Below are 21,931 nucleotides of genomic sequence, written 5' to 3'. Positions count from 1 at the left end.
TCGCTGTGCCCATGCGGGTCACGAGGGGCGGTGGTGGACAACGCGCCAGTGTGAATGTGGGCCTGTCAGTCAACACCGCTAAGATGTCCACTTGTGAGTTCCCAAATCCCAACGTCTGACTACACCGCACGCCACCTCTCAGTCCTTGAAGGGCTCGAAGCGGTTCGGAAACGACCCGGCATGTACATCGGTTCTACCGACTCGCGCGGAATCATGCACTGTTTATGGGAGATCATTGACAACTCCGTTGATGAAGCTCTGGGGGGCCACTGCACCGACATTACGGTGACACTACACGCTGATACCTCGGTGACAGTGGAGGATAACGGTCGCGGTATTCCGGTCGATATTGAACCCAAAACGGGCCTGAGCGGAGTCGAGGTGGTGTATACCAAACTCCATGCAGGCGGGAAATTTGGTGGCGGATCCTACACAGCCTCCGGTGGGTTACATGGGGTGGGTGCGTCAGTGGTGAACGCATTGTCTGCGCGTCTCGATGTGGAGGTTACTCGCGCATCGAAGGTCCATGTGATGACTTTTCGACGGGGAGAACCAGGCATCTTTCATGATACTGACGTGGATCGCCCATCCCCGGAGTCACGCTTTGATGCGTTTGTGAACAGGTCAGAGCTCCGTGTGGCCCGTAAAGCAAAGCGCGGTCTTACTGGAACCAAGGTTCGCTACTGGGCTGACCGACAGATCTTCCCAACCTCTGCCGTGTTCAACTACGACGAACTTGTTGCACGGGCTCGACAAACATCCTTCCTTGTTCCGGGGTTAACCATCACTATTCGTGATGAGCGTGCAGTGCCGGGAACTCCAGGGGAACACGGTCCTTATGAAGAGTCATTTGTCCATGATGGTGGCGCAGTGGACTTTGTTGAGTTCCTTGCCCCTGATGTTCCGTTAACAGGAACCTGGCGTTTTCAAGGAACAGGAAGCTTCAAAGAAACCGTTCCCGTACTTGACAACAACGGACACCTCGTTTCGCAAGAAGTAGAACGGGACTGTGTCGTGGACATCGCACTGCGGTGGGGAAACGGGTACGACACCACCGTTCGCAGTTTTGTCAACATCATCGCGACCCCCAAAGGTGGTACCCACCTTGTGGGGTTCGAGCAGGGCCTGGTCAAGTATTTGCGTAAAGCGGTGGAAACCAACGCGCGCAAACTGAAAGTCAGCACCAAAGACAACCAAGAGCGCATCGATAAAGAGGACATCCTTGCCGGCTTGACTGCAGTGTTGACTGTGCGACTAGCTGAGCCGCAGTTTGAAGGACAAACCAAGGAGGTTCTCGGGACAGCGCCGGTAAGAGCTATCGTGTCCAAGGTTGTTGAAGACAACTTGAAAGCGCTGTTTACCTCAACGAAGCGGGATGACAAAGCACACACGTCACTGCTCCTGGAAAAGATCGTTGCGGAGATGCGTGCGCGTGTGTCAGCGCGCAAACAAAAGGAGATTTCACGGCGAAAGAACGCCTTGGAGTCTTCCACTCTGCCAGCAAAACTGGCAGACTGCCGCACCCATGATGTGACAAGGTCAGAATTGTTTATTGTGGAAGGGGACTCCGCGTTAGGAACAGCGAAACTTGCGCGTTCATCAGAGTTTCAAGCTCTGCTCCCCATCCGTGGCAAGATCCTTAACGTTCAAAAAGCCTCGATTTCTGACATGCTCCGTAACGCAGAATGCGCATCAATTATTCAAGTGATCGGTGCGGGTTCTGGTCGCAGTTTTGACCTTGAGGCAGCCCGCTACGGAAAAGTCATCTTGATGACCGACGCAGATGTTGATGGTGCACACATTCGCACACTGCTCCTCACTCTCTTTTTCCGATACATGCGTCCCCTCATTGCTGAGGGGCGTGTCTTTGCCGCAGTCCCACCTTTGCACCGGATCGAAGTGGTGGGTTCAGGGCGCAGGAAGAACTCCTACATCTACACCTACTCGGAAGCTGAGTTGACGGCAACGCTGGCAAAATTGCGCAAGCAAGGGCGTGCATTCAAAGAAGACATCCAACGGTACAAAGGATTAGGAGAGATGGACGCGGATCAGCTCGCAGAAACGACCATGGACCCTGCACACCGGACACTGAGACGCGTTACCGTTGACCACGCTCACGCTGCTGAAGAAGCTTTTGAACTGCTCATGGGTCAGCATGTCGCCCCACGCAAAGAGTTCATCATTCAAGGAGCAAGCCAACTCGACCGAGCGCAAATTGACGCGTGAGTTCTGCAACGATTGCGCCGGTGATTGATCATGTCAACTACACGATGGGCGAAGCAGAGTACCGACGTTCAGACCACCTCGTCGCAACCCCCCAGGGAGATCATCACCATGACCTGCCTGGAGGCCAGGGTCCTCACTTAGCGCATGACGACACATTGACGTGGCTGCCGTTGCACATCAGCGATGCAACAGAGGTGCATCAACTGCTCAGCACCAGTGACCGGCACGACGGAGCGACACGAACAGCGTCTCTCATCGAGGTCGAGTCCTGGTTTGATGGATCCTGGGTCAATCCCATACGCGACACAATTGGCGGGTACCACGGCCGTGTTCTCGTGGCCTGCGCTTTCGTTGATCATCGCCCACACACCGATTCGATCGATCACATCAGCGTCAAAATCGCGGTGCACCCACGCTACCGCAGTCCAGTGCGAGAGTCCGCGATTGTGCGCTGGGCGACAGAGCAAGCCCAACAGTGTCTCGCCCAGCAACCGGGCCGCAATGGATCCAAGAAGGCGCGCATCGTGCATCAGGTCACCGGCCGATCAGCCACCCGATTGCACAGTTTGGAACAACACGGTTATCAGGTCAAGCGCCATGTGCGAACAATGCGTCGTGACCTTTCTCAGCCTGTCGCGGATGTCAAACTCCATGACAATCTCACGATTCACCGGTGGAATGCCGACCTTGATGATCTTATTCGCCAAACCCATAACGAGGTATTTCACGGTGTATGGGGAGCGACGCGCCACACCGAGGAAACGTGGGCTCGAGAACGGGCGCAGTTGTGGGCACCGTGGAGTTTTGCAGTCCTTGATCACAACGCCAGCTCCACAGAAAGCGAACCTCTGGTCGTGGGATTTGTTCTTTGTGGCCGACATGACGAGCAATGGGAACACACAGGGGTGTCGATGGGGCACATTGAAACTGTGGGAGTGCGCCCCCAATATCGGCGGCGTGGAGTCACCACCGCACTTCTTGTCCACACGTTAGCTGTTCTCGCGCGTCAAGGCGTTCAGTGCGCCAACATTGATGTGGACATCGATGAACACCGGATGTGGTCACTGTGCGCCCGACTAGGATTTGACGACATCGCAACCTCATTGGTGTACAGCAAAGAGATCAATATCTGATCTGTGATCGGATCGTTGTAGGGATCCCCTGAGACATGGCCATGTCCTGAGAACCCATCACGTAGGCTTACAACGGAAGACAAGTAAAGATAAAAGGAGCAGCACGTGCGATCCCAACGTAGGGGGCTCATCAGCGCTATCGCCCTGGTGGCGTTTGTCATGACGGGGTGCGCCGCACCACAACCGGCGCCACAACCCACGGTGGAGCCATCATCCATCCTTGACGAAGAAACACTGTCGGCTGCAGGTTGGCTTCAGCAGCAAATTTCTGACTCAGGAATTGTGCACAGTGAGTTCGAGGGAGCCTCATTTCCCGACTACGGCCTCACGTTGGATGTTGTCATGGCGCTGACCGCAGTTGCGGCCGTGCAAGACCTTCCGGTACCAGCTGACGTTGTCGAAGCAGGCGAAGCTTTAGCAACAGAAGAAAATGTTGTCGCCTACACAACCTATGACAAAGACCGTTATGCAGGGGCCACCGCAAAACTTGCGGCAGTGCTCGATCTGCTTGGCTACAATCCCTCTGATGTGGGGGGTGTCGATTTGATGGCCCGTTTGAGTGACTTACAGCTCAGTTCAGGACAGTTCGCTGACCATGCACAAGAGGATTACACCAACACGGTAACCCAATCGTGGGGTGTGATGGCAACCGCCCAATACGGTGGTGACGTCCAAGCAGCCACTGATTTCCTGGCTACTCAGCAATGCGAAGATGGCGGTTTTTCTGCGACTTTCGTTGATGCGGATGGGCAGTGTACGTCGGACCCAGATTCCACTGCATTTGCGGTGTCAGCGTTGGTTGTGGCGCAACAAGCAGTTGACGGGGCAACAGTTGACAACGCAGTCCTGCAATCAGCAGGAGACTACCTAGACTCCCAAGCAAACGAGGAAACTGTGGGGCGTTCTTGGAACGATGCGGTGACCGGTGAACCCAATGTGAATACCACAGCGGTCGTGACAACAGCACTCAAAGACGCAGGTCATGATACTTTCACCGCGTCGCAAGCCTACCTTTTGTCGTTGCTGCACAACGCACCTGGGGGAGTGTTCCAAGTGAACGGCAACGATGATGCTCGTGCAACGGCACAAGGGGTTCTTGCATTGTCCGGGCTGTCGTTCTCTGACATGTTTGTGACCTCAGAACCGGAAGCGTCTTAGCGTTATCACACGAAAGGTTGCCCGGATGCGACACTATGTGCTGCGGGTGCCTGGCTCACGACATAGGTTGAGGAGCGCACTTGGTCGCGTGAAAGCCCTCCTGCCCACGGTGGCCTGGGGGATAGTTGTTGCTCTTGTGCTACCGCCTGTGGCCCACAACAATCACGATCCAGAACTCGACATACTCCCGTCCTGCCCAGGCATCACACTTGGCGTGGATTACGGTGTGCTTGACCACAACGCGGAACTTGTGTGCGTCACCGGACTCACCCAGACCATCACAGGTCGTGAACTTGCTCGTCACGCTGGCATCACACTCGAGGGAACAGCACGGATCCCCGCGTTTGTGTGCCGAGTCCAAGGACGCCCAACGGCCACCGAACGCATCCCTGCTGCGGGACACCACATCACCGAGGCGTGTGTACACACCCCTCAAGCCACTGCGTACTGGACCTTGTGGGTCAAGGAAAACACCACCACAAGCTTTGAATATGCTCACTATGGCGTTGATACGATTCGTCTGACACACGGTGACGTCCTGGTCTTGTCCTACCACACCGGAGACACCCCACCGACGACACCAGACACCGCGCTCGCTGACCTGCAAGTACGCACAGTCTCCGTGAATGACCATCCCCCTGACAACACACCGGCAGAAACGATCACCACGACATCGGTGACCAACAACCGGGCAGTCATCATCACGTGTTGCATCATTGCCGCAGCAGTAGTCCTCGTCATTATTCGCCGACGCGCTCAAAGAACCACCCGACACACGCCCGGAACACCGCTGTGAACCTTGCCGGAATAGGTGCATCAAGTTGGTGCGTATGGATACTCGCGGCAGTGATCACGGGCCTACTTGGATCATGGCACAGTGGCGCAGCCATGGCGCTTGGACTGCTCCTTGGTGCGTTTGCGTTCGCAGTTGGCCGCTCTCAACGACGGATCGTGCTCGCCACCATCACAATGAGTTGCCTCATCATCGCATTTCGGCTCGCATTCACCCTCATCTTCCCAGGCTCCACCACGCAGACCGGATGGGGGTTGCCCCCAATCAGCCTCGGCTTTGTCACCCTGTTTGGGTACATCACCTCAACGACGCTGCTTCAAGCACTCCAAGGAGCAACGAGCCTCATCCTGCTCGTCGTCGCAAGCGGCACCCTCGCAGCACTCGTCCCCCCGGGCCAATGGGTCACCTTACTCCCACGGTCCCCCGGCACCGTCACCACACTCATCACAGTAAGTTCCGCACTCGCCCGCACACTGGCCCACCACATCCCCAACGCCCACCTCATCCACCGAATTCGCCCCCACGCCCCACGCAAACAACTTCTTGTCTCTCTCACAGACATCCTCCTCAGCGAGTCAGTCACACTCGCCGCTGCACTCTCCCGTGCCCGCCACCCACACACACGCCAACAGCAACGAAAAGCAACCCTCCTGGTCTTTCTCTTCCTCACCACCGCAACCATGACGATGACCAGCGTCCTCCTGCACTCACCCACCCTCACAACAGTCAGTGCCTTCCTCCTGACACTCACCACAATCAGCATGTGGCGCACCGCCCACAAAGGCACAACCGCACTGCGCCGACAGCACATCACCTGGCGTGACGCCACCATGTGGAGCGCAGCACTCATCATGGCAACTGGATCGCTCAGCCACCACACACCAGGGATAGGGGCCCTCAGCATGACACTTGTGCTCACCCCCTTAGTGATCGCCCGAAAGGACACCCATGCTTACCTGTCTTGACGTGCACACCAGGTATCCCTCCGGTTGGACCTCACCACCACTGACAACACAATTTCTCAGCGGAACCCTCACCCTGCTCGTGGGCGACATCGGCGTGGGAAAATCCACACTGCTGCGTACAATCGCCGGAATAGCAACAGACGTTGACCACGCCACCGTTCACGGACGCATCACAGTCAATGACACAGACCTCACTGCCACCACAGCAGCCCACCGAAGCGCTTTCCTCGGTTACGTGCCCTCCACACCCACATCAGCTTTCCTCGCCGCCACCGTCGAAGCCCACCTGGCCTACCCGCTCGAAAGCCGAGGAATACCGCGCCCCATCATCGCTCAACGCATCGCCGAAACACTCAGTGCAGTGGGCGCAACTACCCTGCGCTACCGCAACGTTGACACCCTTTCCGCAGGACAAGCCCAACGCATCGCCATCGCAGGAGCCCTCACCCTGCAACCCGCAGTTCTCCTCTGCGACGAACCCACCACACTCCTGGACCCCCACTCAGCGCACGACCTTGTCTCACTCCTGACCCGACTCGCCCACGAGTACGGGATCACAGTGATCGCCGCCGACCACCGCGTCAGCAACTACCTTGATGCAGACCACGCACTGCGCTTGACCAGCAACGGACACGTCACCGGCGACATCGGTGCCGTGCTGGCACGCACACCCGCAGAACCCGTCACCCACACCCTCACCACACGGTACACAGACACCGCCCACACCTCCGTTGGCGCCGCCCGACAGGCGCTCGCACCGCTGTTGAACCACCCACCAACCACCGCCCCCACACCACCAACCAGCCCTGACCAGCCCAGCCCGACCCTAACCCTCAACGGCCTCACGGTTCACTACATAGAACGTGACCAACGTGGCACCCTCCACCAACGAACCGCACTGCACCAGGTGAACGCCACCGTCAACGCAGGCGACGTCATCGCTGTACTCGGCTCCAACGGAGCAGGAAAAACAACACTCCTCGCCGCCCTCATCGACCCCACACTACGAACAGCAGGGCACCTCACCTGGCACCACTCAACCACCACCCCCGGCCCGCAACACCGCCGCCCATTGTGGCTACCACGCCGACGCACACAGCCTTCCACCCCACCATCACGATGCGCCTACCTACCAGCCCACGCATCGATCATCCTGCTTCACCAACGCACCGATGACGAATGCGCAGCAGCCGACGCCGAATGGAACCTCACCCCAGGGACCACCTGGTCGCTTGCCAGTACCCTCATCCCTACCTTGAATCCCACCACCCACCCACACGACCTTTCCCAAGGGCAACAACACCTGCTCGCGCTCGCAGTGATGACAGCCGGGCACCCAGACATCATCATCCTGGACGAACCCACCCGATCCCTGGATGCGCAGGCGACCGCTGAGGTGGAAAAGCTCATCACCCAGTGGTCACAACAAGGGATACCGGTGCTGATCGCTGGGCATGACGTTGACTCAATGGCTCGGATAGCGAACCGTGTGTGGTGGCTTGATGCGGGTGAACTTGTTGCTGACACCACCCCACGTGCCGCACTTGCTACCTCTCAGTTTTCCGCACCGCTTGTCACCCGGGTGTGCCACCCACACCCAGTCCTCACCCTTGAGGAAGCAATCACCCTGTTCGAGGACCGATGATCTCCCAACGGACGACGGTGCTGGATGTGCTCATTGTGGTGTTCCTTGCCGGCATTACAGTCGGGTCATTGCTGTGGCCCTTGATCGCGAGCACGACGAGTACCAGCCCCACTGTGCCGTGGGTTGTTCTCGTGTTTCTCCCACTCCTCACGTTGGCTGCTGCAACACTTCTTGCGAGAACACTTGTCCACCCTCGCCCCTTGGCGCTTATTGCGGTGACAGTTGTTGCGGGAACCGCAGCACGGTTCCTCTCGATGGGTACTTTCGGGGTGGAACTCATCTTCTTCATTCTCATCACGGCAGGGTGGGTGGCAGGAGTAAGAATGGGTTTTGTCCTTGGGGTTGTGACCATTGTGGTGTCGGCAGTCGTGACCGGGGGGCTGGGGCCATGGCTCCCGTTTCAAATGCTTGCCTGCGGGTGGGTCGCTGCCGGAGCTGGGGCAGTTGCTCATGTGACTGGTATTCGACGATGGGCACACCAGGCTCCCATTCAGGCCACGGGCATTTCGGGTACTCGGCATGGTTGGGCTGTTCCACGGGGTACACGACTCGCGCTTGTGGTCTACACCGTGATTGTGGCGTACTTATTCGGTGCGGCCATGAACATGTGGCTGTGGCCATGGACCATTGACCCCAGCTCACGGCTTGCACTGATTCCCGGAGAACCTGCCGCCACTAATCTCGTCCGCTTCTTCCGTTACACCCTGGCGACGTCAACCCTCACTTGGGACACAGTTCGTGCCATAGCAAACGCGATGCTGATGGCGAGCATAGGGCCGGCCATGGTGGCGACATTTTCCCGCCATTTCACACCGAGAAGTACTTTGCCTCTGGGTGATGGAACACGAACGCGTCCGTTGACTGCTCGGGGTGAAGCTGCAACTCGTCACTAAGTTCCACACCGTAGTCACGAGCCCGAAGCAGGCGCACAATTTTACGGCGGTCTTCCATGTCAGGACAGGCTGGGTATCCCAAGGAGAACCGTGCGCCGCGATACTCCAACGAGAACAAACCATCGGTGGTGTCAGGTTCCTCATCAGCGAACCCCAACTCTTCGCGGACACGAGAATGCCAGAACTCAGCAAGGGCTTCTGTCATTTGCACGGAGAGACCGTGCAGTTCCAGGTAGTCACGGTACTGGTTGTCGGCGTACATGCGGGCGGTGTGTTCGGAGACTTTGTCGCCAATGGTCACCAGCTGAACAGCAACAACATCAGGTGTGCCCGTCTCGAAGAACCGCTCACGTGATTGAACAAAGTCGGCAAGGCATAGGTGCCGGTCACGCCGTTGTCGTGGAAAGGTGAACCGCATGCGTTCCGTCAATGGTTCACCTTCGGAGCCACCGTCAGGTCCCTCGTGGTGGAGGAGGACGACATCGTTCCCCTCCGCGTACACCGGAAAATACCCGTAGAGAACGGTCGGATCGAAGATGTCTTGGGTGGCAATTCGATCAAGCCAGGCGCGCAGGCGGGGTCGTCCTTCGTGCTCGACGAGTTCCTCATAGCTGGGGCCATCACCAGAACGAGTTGGTTTGAGTCCCCATTGCCCCATGAAGGTTGCTCGTTCGTCGAGCATTGCGGCATAGTCAGCCAGGTGGATTCCTTTCACCACCCGGGTGCCCCAGAACGGCGGGGTAGGGATCGGGTTGTCCGCTGCGATGGTGGACCGTTCGGGAAGATCTTCTTCAGCTGTTTGAGTCACTGTGACAACGTTGTGACGTCTTTTCTTGAGAGGCGGAAGGTCAACATCGTTCGAGTTTGCCCCTCGTGCAATGGCCACCAGAGAATCCATAAGTCGCAGGGCTTCAAACGCGTCGCGTGCATAACGAACTACGCCGTCATACACCTCGTCAAGGTCATCTTCCACATAAACGCGGGTGAGCGCGGCTCCCCCGAGAAGAACGGGATACTTTCGCGCCAACCCGCGGGAGTTGAGCTCCTCAAGGTTTTCTTTCATGACCACGGTAGATTTCACCAAAAGTCCAGACATTCCGATGACATCAGCGTTGTGCTCTTCTGCTGCCTCAATCATGGCGTTGATGGACTGTTTGATCCCAATGTTGATGACGTTGTAGCCGTTGTTGGTCAAAATGATGTCAACAAGATTCTTCCCAATGTCGTGGACATCGCCGCGCACCGTGGCGAGCACCATGGTTCCTTTACCCGCGGATTCCGTGCGTTCCATGTGTGGTTCGAGCCAGGCTACGGCGGCTTTCATGGTTTCAGCGGACTGCAACACAAACGGGAGTTGCATCTCCCCGCGCCCAAAGAGGTCGCCGACCACTTTCATTCCTGCGAGTAGATGATCGTTGATGATGTCGAGTGCGGAGATCCCCTGTGACAACGCTTGGTCGAGGTCGCCGGTGAGACCTTTGTTATCGCCATCGATGATCCGACGTTCGAGACGTTCTGTCAGTGGGAGTGCCGCGAGTTCTTCGGCTCGGCTCTGGTTGAGGCTGGCGGCGTCGACACCAGAAAACACGTTGAGGAAATGGGCGAGCGGGTCATGGATCATCACACCCTCGTCGTCGTATCGACGGCGGTCCCAGATGAGGTCGAGGGCTGCCTCCCGCTGTTCGTCGGGGATGTTCTTGAGTGGCATGATTTTTGCGGCATGCACAATCGCTGAATCAAGTCCTGCTGCGACTGCTTCGTGGAGGAACACCGAGTTGAGAACGTGGCGGGCGGCTGGGCTAAGCCCAAAGGACACGTTCGAGACACCGAGTGTGGTGTGAATTCCAGGAAATGCGGTGGTGATGTCTTTGATCGCGTGGATTGTTTCGATGGCGTCGCGGCGGGTTTCCTCCTGACCGGTCGCAATGGGAAATGTGAGGGTGTCCACGATGATGTCGGTCACGGACATGCCCCACCGTGTCGTAAGGTCGGTAATAAGCCGGGTAGCGATGGCGACTTTGGCGTCCCGTGTGCGCGCTTGGCCTTCTTCGTCGATCGTCAGGGCGACAACTGCGGCGCCGTGTTCTTTGACAAGCGGCATGATGCGGGCGTAGCGGGAAGTGGGACCATCGCCGTCTTCAAAGTTCACTGAATTGACCACTGGTCGCCCGCCGATGAGTTCGAGGGCAGCTTTGATGACGTCAGGTTCGGTGGAGTCGATGACCAGGGGGAGCGTTGACGCGGAGGCAAGCCGTGAGACGACGTTGGTGACGTCGGCAACTCCGTCACGGCCGACGTAATCAACGCAGACGTCGAGAACATGGGCGCCGTCGCGGGTTTGCGAGCGGGCGATGGTCACGCATTCGTCCCAATTTTCGGCGAGCATGGCCTCACGAAAAGCTTTGGAACCATTGGCGTTGGTGCGTTCCCCGATCGCCAGGAACGAGGAATCTTGGTGGAAGTCGGTGTGACTGTACAGCGAGGCCACCCCGTTTTCTACGGTGACCGTCCGCTTCGCCGGGGAAGTGTCGCGTACTGCTGCAACAACTGCGCCGAGGTGTTCGGGTGTGGTTCCACAGCATCCTCCCACGAGCCCGAGCCCAAACTCGGTGACAAATTGACGATGCGCTGCCGCGAGTTCTGTGGGTGTCAGTGGGTATTCGGCCCCGTTTTTCCCGAGGACGGGCAGTCCTGCGTTGGGCATGCAGGTGACCGGGATGGGGGCGTGTTTGGACAGGTGGCGGAGGTGTTCGGACATTTCTGCTGGTCCAGTGGCACAGTTCAGCCCGATGCTGTCGATGTTGAGGGCGCTGAGTGCGGTGAGTGCAGCACCGATTTCGGAGCCCATGAGCATGGTGCCGGTGGTTTCCACGGTGACTGACACCATGATGAGGATCCGTTTGCCTCGTTCTTCCATGGCGGCGTGGCAGGCGTTGATTGCTGCTTTGGCTTGGAGTATGTCTTGGGCTGTTTCGATGAGAAACGCGTCGGCACCACCGTCCAGGAGCCCAAGCGCCTGCTGGGTGAAGGTTGTTTTGAGGTGGGCGTAGGTGGTGTGGCCCAGGCTTGGGAGTTTTGTGCCTGGGCCCATGGAGCCGAGGACCCAGGTGTCTCGCTGTTGTTCGGTTGCTGCTCGGTCGGCGGAGCGTCGTGCAATCGATGCGCCAGCGTAAGCGAGTTCGTAGATCCGGTCGTCGATCTCGTAGTCGGAGAGGTTGGACCAGTTGGCACCGAATGTGTTGGATTCAACGCAGTCGACTCCCACCGCAAAGTAGGCGTCGTGGATGGACTCGATCACGTCAGGGACGGTGACGTTGAGTATTTCGTTGCAGCCTTCTAAGCCGTGAAAGTCCTCAAGGGTGAGTGATGCTGCTTGAAGCATTGTTCCCATTGCGCCGTCAGCGACGACAACGCGATGGGTCAGGGCCTGCCGAAGACGTGAAGCGCGTGGAGTGTCCATGCGATCAGTCTAAGGCAGGCCCACTGGTTGAGATGGTGCGTATCAGAGGTTGGGAACCGCCGAAGCGATGGCGGCGATGGGCGTGGTGAGAGGTTGTCCAGACCCATCACGCCGGTCATCGAGGTCAGGTAATGCCACAGGGCGCCCCTGGTCATCGCTGGCCTTCGCTGGGCGAGGGGCCACGGCACCATGAATGAGGACGTCTTCCCCTTTGAGGAAACGGTGGGCACGAACGCCTCCGGTTGCCCGCCCCTTGCGGGGGAAGAGGTCAAAGGGTGACACCTTGATGCTGCCTCCCACGCTATTGTCAAGCGCATCACGAGCCCCGGCAATTGTCACGACTGCGGCCTCAGTATCAGGTGATATCACACTGAAGCTCAGAGCGCGCGTTCCGGGAGCAAGTTTCATCCCAGACATACCTCCAGCAGCGCGACCTTGGGGTCGAACCGAGGATGCGGTAAACCGGAGAAGTCGCGCATCGCTGCTCAGGAACACCAGGTCAGCGTCATCGGTGCAGTGAGCGGCACCCACGATCTCGTCGCCCTCCTTGAGGGTGATGGCGTCAAAGACATCCGCTCGGGGAGGTTCATTCATGGCGACACGCTTAACCACACCAGCAGCAGTTCCCATCGCCAACGGTGGGGCTTGCTCAGCAAACGACACCAGGGCGATGACTCGTTCTGTCCCCTCGAGTTCCACCAAGTCCGTCACAGGAATCCCCGCAGCAACGGACACTGACCGATCCACACTGGGAATAGCGGGTAATTCCACAACCTGAATTTTGATCACGCGCCCCCGGGAGGTTAACGCGCCAATTGTGCCGCGGACTGAGGTGGAAGTTACCGAGGTCAGTGCGTCATGCGCAGAACGCTGATCATCAGCAACAAGTGGGGAATCATCAGTTGTGCGAGCTAGAAGACCGGTGGAACTGAGAACCACCGTGCACGGAGCGTCGGCGATTTGAAGTGACGCAGGATCAACCGGGGCTCCACGGCGTGGCGCTGGCTGCGCCGACGACGTGGACACTGAACCGTCCGAGGTGACAAGGACTGTGCGGCGAGGTGTGCCATGAGCGCGGGCCACATCGGCCATTTCTTGCGAAACAAGCCGGTGAAGGACCCGTTCGTCACCAAGAATTTCGGTGAGTTCAGCAATCTGCGCGGCGAGATCGTCTCGTTCCTTTTCTAACTCAAGGCGGGAGAACTTAGTGAGACGTCGAAGCCGTAATTCAAGGATGTAGTCGGCTTGGACCTCAGAGAGGTCAAAGACGTCCATCAACCGTGTGCGTGCTGTTGCGGAGTCATCGGAGGTGCGAATGACATCAATGACTTCGTCAATGTCGAGGATTGCGCGCAACAGACCCTCAACAAGGTGTTGGCGTTCCGTGCGTCGCTTGAGCCGGTACTCACTTCTGCGGCGAATCACCGAAATTCTGTGGTTCACCCACACCTGGATCATGTCGCGCAAACCAAGAGTGCGGGGTTGACCATCGACAAGGGCAACGTTGTTGATCCCAAAAGATTCTTCCAGTGGTGTATACCGGTAGAGAGCTTCGAGGACTGCGTCTGGGTCGAACCCGGTCTTCACTTCGATGACGAGTTTTAACCCGTGTTCACGGTCTGTCAGGTCAGTGACATTGGAGATCCCTGCCAGTTTTTTGTTGGTGACGCCTTCCTTAATTTTCTCGATGACTTTTTCCGGGCCGACAAGGTAGGGCAACTCGGTGATGACGATTCCGCGTCGGCGGGAGGTGACGTTGGTGATCTGCGCGGTTGCGCGGGTTCGGAAGCTTCCCCGACCGGTTTCGTAGGCTTCACGGATTCCGTCTAACCCAACGATGCGCCCCCCAGTGGGGAGGTCTGGGCCTGGAACGTGACGCATGAGGTCATCAAGGGTGGCATCAGGGTGTGCAAGCAAGTGTCGTGCTGCGCTAATGACTTCCACGAGGTTGTGAGGAGCGAGATTGGTGGCCATTCCCACAGCAATTCCTGATGCGCCATTAACAAGGAGCGCGGGGATCGCGGCGGGAAGAACATCTGGTTGAGTAAGCCGGTTGTCGTAGTTGGGGATGAAGTCAACCACATCTTCATCGAGGTCTGCTGTCATGGCGAGCGCGGATGCGGCCAGGCGTGCCTCAGTGTATCGGGCAGCTGCAGGACCGTCGTCGAGGGAACCAAAGTTGCCGTGACCATCGACAAGAGGTACGCGTAACGAGAACGACTGTGCCAAGCGCACGAGCGCATCGTAGATTGCTGAGTCGCCGTGGGGGTGAAGTTTACCCATGACTTCACCAACGACACGGGAGCATTTGACGTGGCCCCGGTCGGGACGTAAGCCCATGTCCGCCATCATGTACAAGATGCGGCGTTGTACGGGTTTCATCCCGTCGCGTGCGTCAGGAAGTGCGCGTGAATAAATCACGGAGTAGGCGTACTCGAGGAATGACGTTTCCATTTCCGCGGTGACATCAACGTCGATGATGCGCTCAGCGATGGGGGCTGGCGTGGTCGTGGCTGGCTTATGCGCCATGAGGGAACAGGCTCCTTGACGGGCTCAGAACTGGGTGAGACAACGACACCAAGCATACGGTGTGTCACCCACACCAACTAAGGACACGAATGCTTGGGACCTCATACCGTGGTGAAAAACGCCGTACTCTGATGGTGTGACTGACGCTGACCACTCCGCGACTCTCCCATACCCGCAGCATTGGGAGGCTGATGTTGTTCTGCGTGATGGCACAACTGCTCATGTTCGTCCGATCACTCCTGCGGATCGTGATGCGTTGCAACGTTTCCACACTGGGCAATCACAGCAATCCACCTACATGCGGTTTTTTGCTCACTTAGAGCGGTTGTCGGACCGGGATCTTGCCCGGTTTACGCACGTTGACTACGTGGATCGTTGCGCCATCGTTGCCACGACAACGAGCGCACGTGAGCCAGGGGTGGAACGCATCATTGGGGTGGCCCGGTTTGATCGGGTCGACGCTGATGAAGCGGAGGTGGCGTTCAATGTGTCGGATCACATCCAAGGTAAAGGGTTGGGCTCTGTGCTGCTAGAACACATCGCGGATGCTGCTCGGGAGGTAGGGATCCGACGGTTTACCGCTGAGGTGCTTCCGCATAACGCCCGGATGCTAGCGGTGTTTACGGAGGCTGGGTATGACCAAACCCAGTATGTGGATGATGGCATTGTGACAGTGTCTGTGGATCTTGATCCCACTGTGCGTTCAGAACATGTTATGGCTGAGCGTGAACATCGTGCTGAGTCGCGGTCGATGCAGCGGCTGTTTCGCCCGCGTCGTATGGTGTTGATTGCATCGTTGACTGATGAACCAACTCCTGAGGAAACACGGTTGGCAAGTGCGGCCTTGTCGTCGGGGATTGGTGTGGCGGGGCAGGTGCTTCACGTGGTGGGGCTGACCCCTGTGACGATTCGCGATGCGCAGCGTCGCCATGGGATGCGGGACACTTTTGTGCATCATGCCGATGTGCGGAGTTTTCTTGCTGATGACACGACATTCGATTTGGCTGTCATCACGGTTGCTGATCATGCGACGGCCCCGATTTTAGCTATTTTGGCTGATAAAGGGATTCACACTGCTGTGATGATGAGCTCAGGGTTCGCGGAAAAAGGCGCTCATGGGTTGAGGTTGCAACGCGACATGTTGAGAACTGCTCATGGCGCAGGTATTCGTATTGTCGGGCCAGCGAGTCATGGGTTGTTTTCTTCGACTTCTGATGCGCCGTTTAATGCGTCGCTCGCACCGTCACTACCACCGGCGGGGACAGTGGGGTTGTTCTGCCAGTCTGCCGCGATGGCGGTCACCTTGTTGGCTACTGTGGGGCGCAGACGGTTAGGGGTGGCGAACTTTTTGTCGGCGGGTAATCGTGCTGACATCTCGGGTAATGACCTGATGCAGTTTTGGCATGATGATACCGACACCCATGCGGTGGGAATGTACTTGGAGTCGATTGGTAACCCGCGCAAGTTCGCGCGGATTGCACGGAGGTTGTCGCGACGTAAACCAGTTGTGGTCGTCAGTGCTGGCCAATCTGGACATATTGTGCCCCGAGGGCATGCAGTACGTCAGACCAGTACTCCACGCAAGACGTTGGATCATATGTTCCAGCAGGCGGGGGTCATTAGGACCGCAAACACCCACGAACTTGTGGACACGCTGCAGTATTTTGCCACTCAACCACTGCCGGGTGGGCCGCGTGTAGCCATTGTTGCAACCTCAGAGTCCTTGGCTGCGATTACGGCTGAGGCGGCGCGGTCATCGGGGTTGGATGTCCGGCACATGGGTGTTATTCCTCCGCTTGCTCCTGCCCGTGATGTTCATGCAACGATCGAAGAGGCGTACGCGTGCAGCGACGTGGACACTGTGGTGATTGCGCATGTGCCGACAGTGACGGATGTAGGCGCGGACACGCTGGCCGCGATCGCAAAGAATGCGGCCCGTCACCGGATTCCCACCGTCGCGTGCATGTATGGGTTCCATGGTCTGACCCCCGAATTGACCAGCGATGGTGTCACTGTGCCGGCCTATTCCACCCCGGAGGATGCCATCAAGGTGCTCCGCCATGTGCATGGGTACACCACATGGCTTGCCACAGATCAGGGTGACCGTATTGAGCATCATGATATTGACCGACACCGGGTAAGCCAGCTACTCAGTGCGGCCCCCGATGGTCCTGCCAGTGCGGAGCTCACCGCGAATGTGCTTGCTGCCTACGGGATCACCGTATGGGAGGCGGTCACTGTTGCTACATCAGCTGAGGCAGTTGCGGCGGCACAAACGGTTGGGTGGCCTGTTGCGTTGAAAAGTACTGCCGATGCGCTGCGTCATCGCGCGGACCTTGGTGGGGTGCGTCTTGGTTTACACACTCCAGAGGAACTTGAGCGGGCTTTTCATGCGATGCGCACAGAACTCAGCCAGCAATTAGGACGGTCACCGTCAGATCCGTGTTTCACTTTTAGTGTCCAAAAGATGGCACCATCTGGGGTTGCGTGTGTCATGCGGACTCGTGAAGACGAGTTGTTTGGGCCGGTGATTTCTTTTGGTTTGTCCGGTGATGCAACAGATCTTCTTGACGATCTTAGTTATGGTATTGCGCCGTTGACCACGACGGACGCGATCACCATGGTGAGATCGTTGGGGGCGGCTCCACGACTATTTGGGTACAAGGGGCTGCCCACTGCTGACACAGACGCGATCACTGACCTGCTGGGGCGTTTGTCTCAATTGGCTGATCATCACCCACAGATTCGAGAGTTGGAATTGTACCCGGTTGTGGTGGCACACCAGGGTGCAGCAGTGCTCTCAGCGCGGTTGATCATTCAGCCCGCGCAACGGTACGACAAACAACGCCGCCAACTTCCTCAGTAACCCCAGAGACGCTCAGGAGCGACTACACTAAAACAGTGCACCACCCGACTTCTTCTCCACACGAATCTTTGAACCAGGACATCCAACGTTCGGGGTATTACCCGCAACTAGTTTTCTCTGTCCTCGATGTGGCGCTGGGCGGTGAAGAAGTACGCTCCCACCTTGTCCATGTGGAAACAACATTTGCGCACGCGGAAATCAAACGGCATGTCACGGTGCTTGTTCTCACCGATTCGCGCCTCATCCTGGCTCATGTTGATGACCACTTAGAAGAACACACCCCCGACGGTCCCGTCCATGCGCGGGCGGCGGCCACAACTGAGTCAGTTGCGTTGTCGGCGATCACCTCAGTAGTGCTCACACACTCGGTGAATGCGCCAGAAAAACACCAACCAGGCGATACCCCTTTGGAACTCACACTCGCCATTGGGTGGGGGGCGGTGTCTCGCATCGACATGGAACCGGTGGTGTGCCCCGACCCAAATTGTGAAGCCGACCACGGGTACAACGGGTCAATCACCAGCGATGACGTCATGATTCGAGTCTCAGCCCAGGCAGAAGGTGCCGAAGCAGTCCACAAAGCAACCGTGTTTGCCTCCGCGCTTTCTCGGGCAACGGCCACCCACACTCAGAGGACACCGTGACGACCACCCACCCAGCGCACACGATCCTGACCCCCCACGGACTGATCGCTCCAGACACAACCAGCCCGCACATCGCCCATATTGCACACAACGTGTGGGCAAGTCTGCACGACACTCAACCCCACCCCAACCCCTTCACCACCCATGCGATGGAATTGGGGTGGCCCACTGCTGAGCGGATCCTTCTCCTCGTCGTTGACGGCTTGGGGTGGCACAACGTCGCCGAGCACCACGCGGTAGCGCCCACTCTCACTCATCTGTTGAACACAAGCAAGCCAGCGATGACTGGTTTTCCCACTACCACCGCAACGTCCATGGCGACCATTGGCACAGGGGAATTAGCTGGTCAAACCGGTCTCACCGGGTATTCAGCGATCCATCCCCACACAGGTGACCTATCCCAGTTCATCTCGTGGAAGAACCTCCCTGACCCCCATCACCACCAGCAACGCGCACAACTCACCTCGCTCGCCCAGACCTACACCACGGTGACAAGTATTTCGCAGTCCACCTTCAAAGATTCAGGGCTCACGAACGCGTGCTTTTCCGGCGCCCACCATGTGTCAGCCGAGACGCTCACAGACACAGTCAACGCCACTGTGAACGCACTACGCGCCCCAGGTCTTGTCCACACCTACTGGGGCCAGATTGATGCAATAGGCCACGTGACAGGCCCCAACTCGGTGCCCTGGACAACCGCGCTTGCTGACTTTGATGTGGCCCTGGCTGATCTTCTTCAGCGTGTCCCACCCGACACGCTCGTTGTTCTCACAGCCGACCATGGCATGGTTCACATCGGCCCGCGCGACCGAATCGATGTGGCAGACCACTACGCGCTCATGCGATCAGTGCGAGGTGTTGCTGGCGAACCGCGTGCCCCACAGATTTACACCAACTCACCACGTAGCGCCGCAGACGTTGCAGCACGCTGGGCGGACACACTGGGCAGCCGTGCTGTTGTCCTTGACCGCCACCAAGCCCAAGAATCAGGGCTACTTGGTCAGGTCGATGACCGTGTCGCCCCCTGGTTCGGTGATGTCCTCGTCCTGACAACAGGCACAACAGCGGTTGTGGATTCCTCAACGATGGCAGCTCAAGCCATCGCGCTCAAAGGAATGCACGGGTCGCTCACACCCACCGAAGTGCACGTCCCGCTGCTTGCTGTGCGCCCAGCGGACCTGTAAAAGCCCCGCCAACTGGTATGGGCGGCCAACTGCACGTGCTGGTCACAACACAGGCTCAATCAGTTCGAGTACCAAAAACGATTTCATCCCAACTCGGCATAGGGGAGCGCTGACGCCCCTTGCTCCGGCGACCAGAACGACCCACAGTGCGTTCATCGACCGGATCACCAAACACATCAACATCCGTACCAGGCTCGGCGCTACCCACACGCGGTGGGGTGAACGCCCCCGTGTGTGGTGGTGCATCGTCCTGGTCACTCACACGGTGTGCCTGCGGTGTCACCGGGACACTGCCGGTACGAGCTGACACAGTAGACGGACGCCCAGGACGCCCAGGTATAGGAGACACCGCCTCCGGTGCAGAGCGTGTGCTGGCCGTGCTGGTGGACTGAACGGCTGGGTCCACTGGTTGCGCTGAAGGAGCTGACAACACGTACACGCGAGCATCATTGTCCACAATCGGGACAGGTGCACTACGAGGTCGATTCTCAGAGGCTGGAGCCCCCGACACCGACGGTGGGTCTTGCACCATATCCCCAACATGAGGGAACCCGCCGGTTCGCACCCCGCGCAACCGGTCCAACTCGTCAAGGAGCGCCTGGGTTGCTTCCTGAGAATCAGCAGGGCTCGTCTCACGGGGTTGCTGAAAAGCTTCCACATCAAAGACCTCAGCACCCACCGCAGACAGATGTCGGCCTGGAGTGGGTGCCACCACAGGCACGCTCCCGGTGAGCCGAGTTTCCGACAACCACCGTGCCTGCCCATCAATTGCCGTCAAAGACTTGCTTGACGGGCGGAACGTCCACTGTGCCTGCGAAATCGTGTCATCAAGATCAAATGTGACCGATACCAGCCAGCCATGAGTATCAGACCGGTAGGCATCCCACACCAAGTCGGACACATCAACACCACGTTGCGCTAACCGATCAACCACCACATCCTCAAGATGAGGGGAATCCCCATCCCCAGAAACAGGCGCCGAACGGGCAAGCCCGGCAATGTACTGCCGCTCAGCAAGCACGGGGCCCTCATAACGGCGCACATGCTCCACCGGGACCCCAAACGTATCCGCCAACTCACCAGCGGACATCCCTGAACGGATGCGCGCTTGAATATCGCGCGGGGACAACGGTGCCTTGTCCAACGCACGTAACTGCTCAATAGCAGGACGATCACGGCGAACCGCGGCACGAAGCATTTCGGTGATTTCCAATCGGAAGCGACCACCATCGGGCGCGCCAAGAACAAGGTGGTCACCATCGAGGCCTAACAGCCTCACCTGGACCTCCGGTTGCTCAGTCATCAACCCTCCCGCAATAGTTTTAACCCAGTGTTGCCCCACCGAGGCCAGAATACGAGTAATTCACGCGGTGTGCCGCAGGGGAGAGTGTGACATCACCCGAAACGTTTACCTTCTCTCCACCTTCATAAGGCACGATGAAGACATGTCAGACACCACTGCACCCGCCACCAACGACACCATCAACGCTACCGACTTAGCCGCCATCTGCCGGACCCTCGCCACCACAGCACGCCAGCACATCGTTGATCACCAACCGCCACGCGCCACCGTTCTTGACACCAAAACCACCCCCACCGACGTGGTGACGCAAATGGACCGTGACATCGAAGAACTCATCCGGGGTGCGCTTGCCACACAGCGCCCACACGACGGATTCCTCGGCGAGGAATCCACCGACACGGTCACCGGAACAAGTGGCCTCACCTGGGTAGTGGACCCTATCGATGGGACAGTGAACTACCTGTACGGGCTGCCATCACACTCTGTATCCATCGCTGTAGTCCAGGGCAAGCCCAACCCACAAGACTGGACGATCCTCGCTGGAGCTGTGATCCGAATCCCAGACGGTGAACTCTGGTGGGCGGCTCGCGGACACGGGGCCTTCAAAGGAGACCAACGGTTGGCCATCAACACACCGGACACACTGGGCGAGTGCCTCACCGCCACTGGTTTTGGGTACGACCCTCAGGTGCGCTTCACCCAAGCGCAATGGCTACCGCACGTCCTTCCGCACATCAGAGACCTACGCCGGATCGGATCAGCAGCACTGGATCTGTGTGCACTGGCCGAGGGAGCGCTGGACCTGTACTACGAACGTGGACTGAGCCCATGGGATGTGGCGGCCGGACAACTGATCGCCGAAGAAGCAGGAGCAGTCAGTCGTGGGTTACACACCGACTACCCAACCACCCGGATGACCATCGTGGGGCATGAGCCCCGAGTGGAACAGTTGCGCACTATCCTTCGCGGCGTCGTCGTTGACGATCTGCCCACCTCGAAGAGCCCGTCTTCGCACCCACTGTGACGTGATGTCCACCATAATTGCGCGCCACGTGTCTTACCACTTGCCCCCATGACACTTTGCGCTGCATAATTGCGCGGAGTCACTGGCTTCACTAGCCAGAGGCATCGA

The 21,931-nt window shown here is 58.1% G+C and carries 14 protein-coding genes; 11 read left to right on the top strand and 3 right to left on the bottom strand.

Annotated elements, in window-relative coordinates; all coding sequences use genetic code 11:
- Positions 1-54: 54 nt before the first annotated feature.
- From JDEN_RS07185 to JDEN_RS07155, 7 genes are all read left to right on the top strand, one after another.
- On the top strand, positions 55-2,226 hold the full coding sequence (locus JDEN_RS07185) for a DNA gyrase/topoisomerase IV subunit B (protein WP_015771705.1): 2,172 nt from the start codon (positions 55-57) through the stop codon (positions 2,224-2,226).
- Positions 2,223-3,359, top strand: coding sequence for a GNAT family N-acetyltransferase (locus JDEN_RS07180; protein ID WP_015771704.1), 1,137 nt, complete (start codon positions 2,223-2,225; stop codon positions 3,357-3,359). The genes JDEN_RS07185 and JDEN_RS07180 overlap by 4 nt, the downstream gene beginning before the upstream one ends.
- A 105-nt stretch (positions 3,360-3,464) precedes the next feature.
- Positions 3,465-4,517: a prenyltransferase/squalene oxidase repeat-containing protein gene (locus JDEN_RS12995; RefSeq protein ID WP_015771703.1), complete on the top strand. Its 1,053-nt coding sequence runs from the start codon at positions 3,465-3,467 to the stop codon at positions 4,515-4,517.
- An 88-nt stretch (positions 4,518-4,605) separates the two neighbouring features.
- Complete coding sequence (locus JDEN_RS12990) at positions 4,606-5,313, top strand: hypothetical protein (RefSeq protein WP_049754448.1); 708 nt, start codon at positions 4,606-4,608, stop codon at positions 5,311-5,313.
- Positions 5,314-5,405: 92 nt separating this feature from the next.
- On the top strand, positions 5,406-6,275 hold the full coding sequence (locus tag JDEN_RS07165; protein ID WP_143713265.1) for a hypothetical protein: 870 nt from the start codon (positions 5,406-5,408) through the stop codon (positions 6,273-6,275).
- Positions 6,259-7,920, top strand: a complete 1,662-nt coding sequence (locus JDEN_RS07160; protein WP_015771700.1) for an ATP-binding cassette domain-containing protein — start codon at positions 6,259-6,261, stop codon at positions 7,918-7,920. Before JDEN_RS07165 ends, JDEN_RS07160 begins: the two co-directional genes overlap by 17 nt.
- Positions 7,917-8,813 carry an ECF transporter S component gene (locus JDEN_RS07155; RefSeq protein WP_041287853.1) on the top strand — a complete coding sequence of 299 codons (897 nt, stop codon included), beginning with the start codon at positions 7,917-7,919 and terminating at the stop codon, positions 8,811-8,813. Before JDEN_RS07160 ends, JDEN_RS07155 begins: the two co-directional genes overlap by 4 nt.
- Here JDEN_RS07155 and metH read toward each other — a convergent pair.
- Positions 8,728-12,273, bottom strand: a complete 3,546-nt coding sequence (gene metH, locus JDEN_RS07150) for a methionine synthase (RefSeq protein ID WP_015771699.1) — start codon at positions 12,271-12,273, stop codon at positions 8,728-8,730. The two genes, JDEN_RS07155 and metH, sit on opposite strands and share 86 nt — an antisense overlap.
- 42 nt (positions 12,274-12,315) lie before the next feature.
- Positions 12,316-14,802 (bottom strand): DNA gyrase/topoisomerase IV subunit A, encoded by a 2,487-nt coding sequence (locus JDEN_RS07145; RefSeq protein WP_015771698.1) that lies wholly within the window; start codon positions 14,800-14,802, stop codon positions 12,316-12,318.
- A gap of 136 nt (positions 14,803-14,938) precedes the next feature.
- Between JDEN_RS07145 and JDEN_RS07140 the strand changes: the two genes are divergently transcribed.
- Genes JDEN_RS07140 through JDEN_RS07130 form a run of 3 tightly spaced genes read left to right on the top strand, consistent with a single transcriptional unit; the run spans position 14,939 to position 19,496 of the window.
- Complete coding sequence (locus JDEN_RS07140) at positions 14,939-17,668, top strand: bifunctional acetate--CoA ligase family protein/GNAT family N-acetyltransferase (RefSeq protein WP_015771697.1); 2,730 nt, start codon at positions 14,939-14,941, stop codon at positions 17,666-17,668.
- Between the two features lie 35 nt (positions 17,669-17,703).
- Positions 17,704-18,312: a DUF5998 family protein gene (locus JDEN_RS07135; RefSeq protein ID WP_015771696.1), complete on the top strand. Its 609-nt coding sequence runs from the start codon at positions 17,704-17,706 to the stop codon at positions 18,310-18,312.
- On the top strand, positions 18,309-19,496 hold the full coding sequence (locus JDEN_RS07130) for an alkaline phosphatase family protein (protein WP_015771695.1): 1,188 nt from the start codon (positions 18,309-18,311) through the stop codon (positions 19,494-19,496). Before JDEN_RS07135 ends, JDEN_RS07130 begins: the two co-directional genes overlap by 4 nt.
- 55 nt (positions 19,497-19,551) lie before the next feature.
- On the opposite strand, the gene sepH is transcribed toward JDEN_RS07130, so the two are convergent.
- Positions 19,552-20,799, bottom strand: a complete 1,248-nt coding sequence (gene sepH / locus JDEN_RS12985) for a septation protein SepH (protein ID WP_015771694.1) — start codon at positions 20,797-20,799, stop codon at positions 19,552-19,554.
- A gap of 142 nt (positions 20,800-20,941) precedes the next feature.
- Here sepH and JDEN_RS07120 point away from each other — a divergent pair, with 142 nt between their 5' ends.
- Positions 20,942-21,823: an inositol monophosphatase family protein gene (locus tag JDEN_RS07120; protein ID WP_015771693.1), complete on the top strand. Its 882-nt coding sequence runs from the start codon at positions 20,942-20,944 to the stop codon at positions 21,821-21,823.
- Positions 21,824-21,931: the final 108 nt, after the last annotated feature.

Source organism: Jonesia denitrificans DSM 20603 (genome assembly GCF_000024065.1).
Classification (GTDB): domain Bacteria; phylum Actinomycetota; class Actinomycetes; order Actinomycetales; family Cellulomonadaceae; genus Jonesia; species Jonesia denitrificans.
This window is presented reverse-complemented; position numbering and strand designations above follow the sequence as displayed.

Coding starts and splice junctions, on each gene's coding strand:
- JDEN_RS07165 (WP_143713265.1), top strand. CDS start 5,406: ATGGCGCTTGGACTGCTCCTTGGTGCGTTTGCGTTCGCAGTTGGCCGC.
- JDEN_RS07155 (WP_041287853.1), top strand. CDS start 7,917: ATGATCTCCCAACGGACGACGGTGCTGGATGTGCTCATTGTGGTGTTC.
- JDEN_RS07120 (WP_015771693.1), top strand. CDS start 20,942: ATGTCAGACACCACTGCACCCGCCACCAACGACACCATCAACGCTACC.
- sepH (WP_015771694.1), bottom strand. CDS start 20,799: ATGACTGAGCAACCGGAGGTCCAGGTGAGGCTGTTAGGCCTCGATGGT.
- JDEN_RS07185 (WP_015771705.1), top strand. CDS start 55: ATGTGGGCCTGTCAGTCAACACCGCTAAGATGTCCACTTGTGAGTTCC.
- metH (WP_015771699.1), bottom strand. CDS start 12,273: ATGGACACTCCACGCGCTTCACGTCTTCGGCAGGCCCTGACCCATCGC.
- JDEN_RS07145 (WP_015771698.1), bottom strand. CDS start 14,802: ATGGCGCATAAGCCAGCCACGACCACGCCAGCCCCCATCGCTGAGCGC.
- JDEN_RS07160 (WP_015771700.1), top strand. CDS start 6,259: ATGCTTACCTGTCTTGACGTGCACACCAGGTATCCCTCCGGTTGGACC.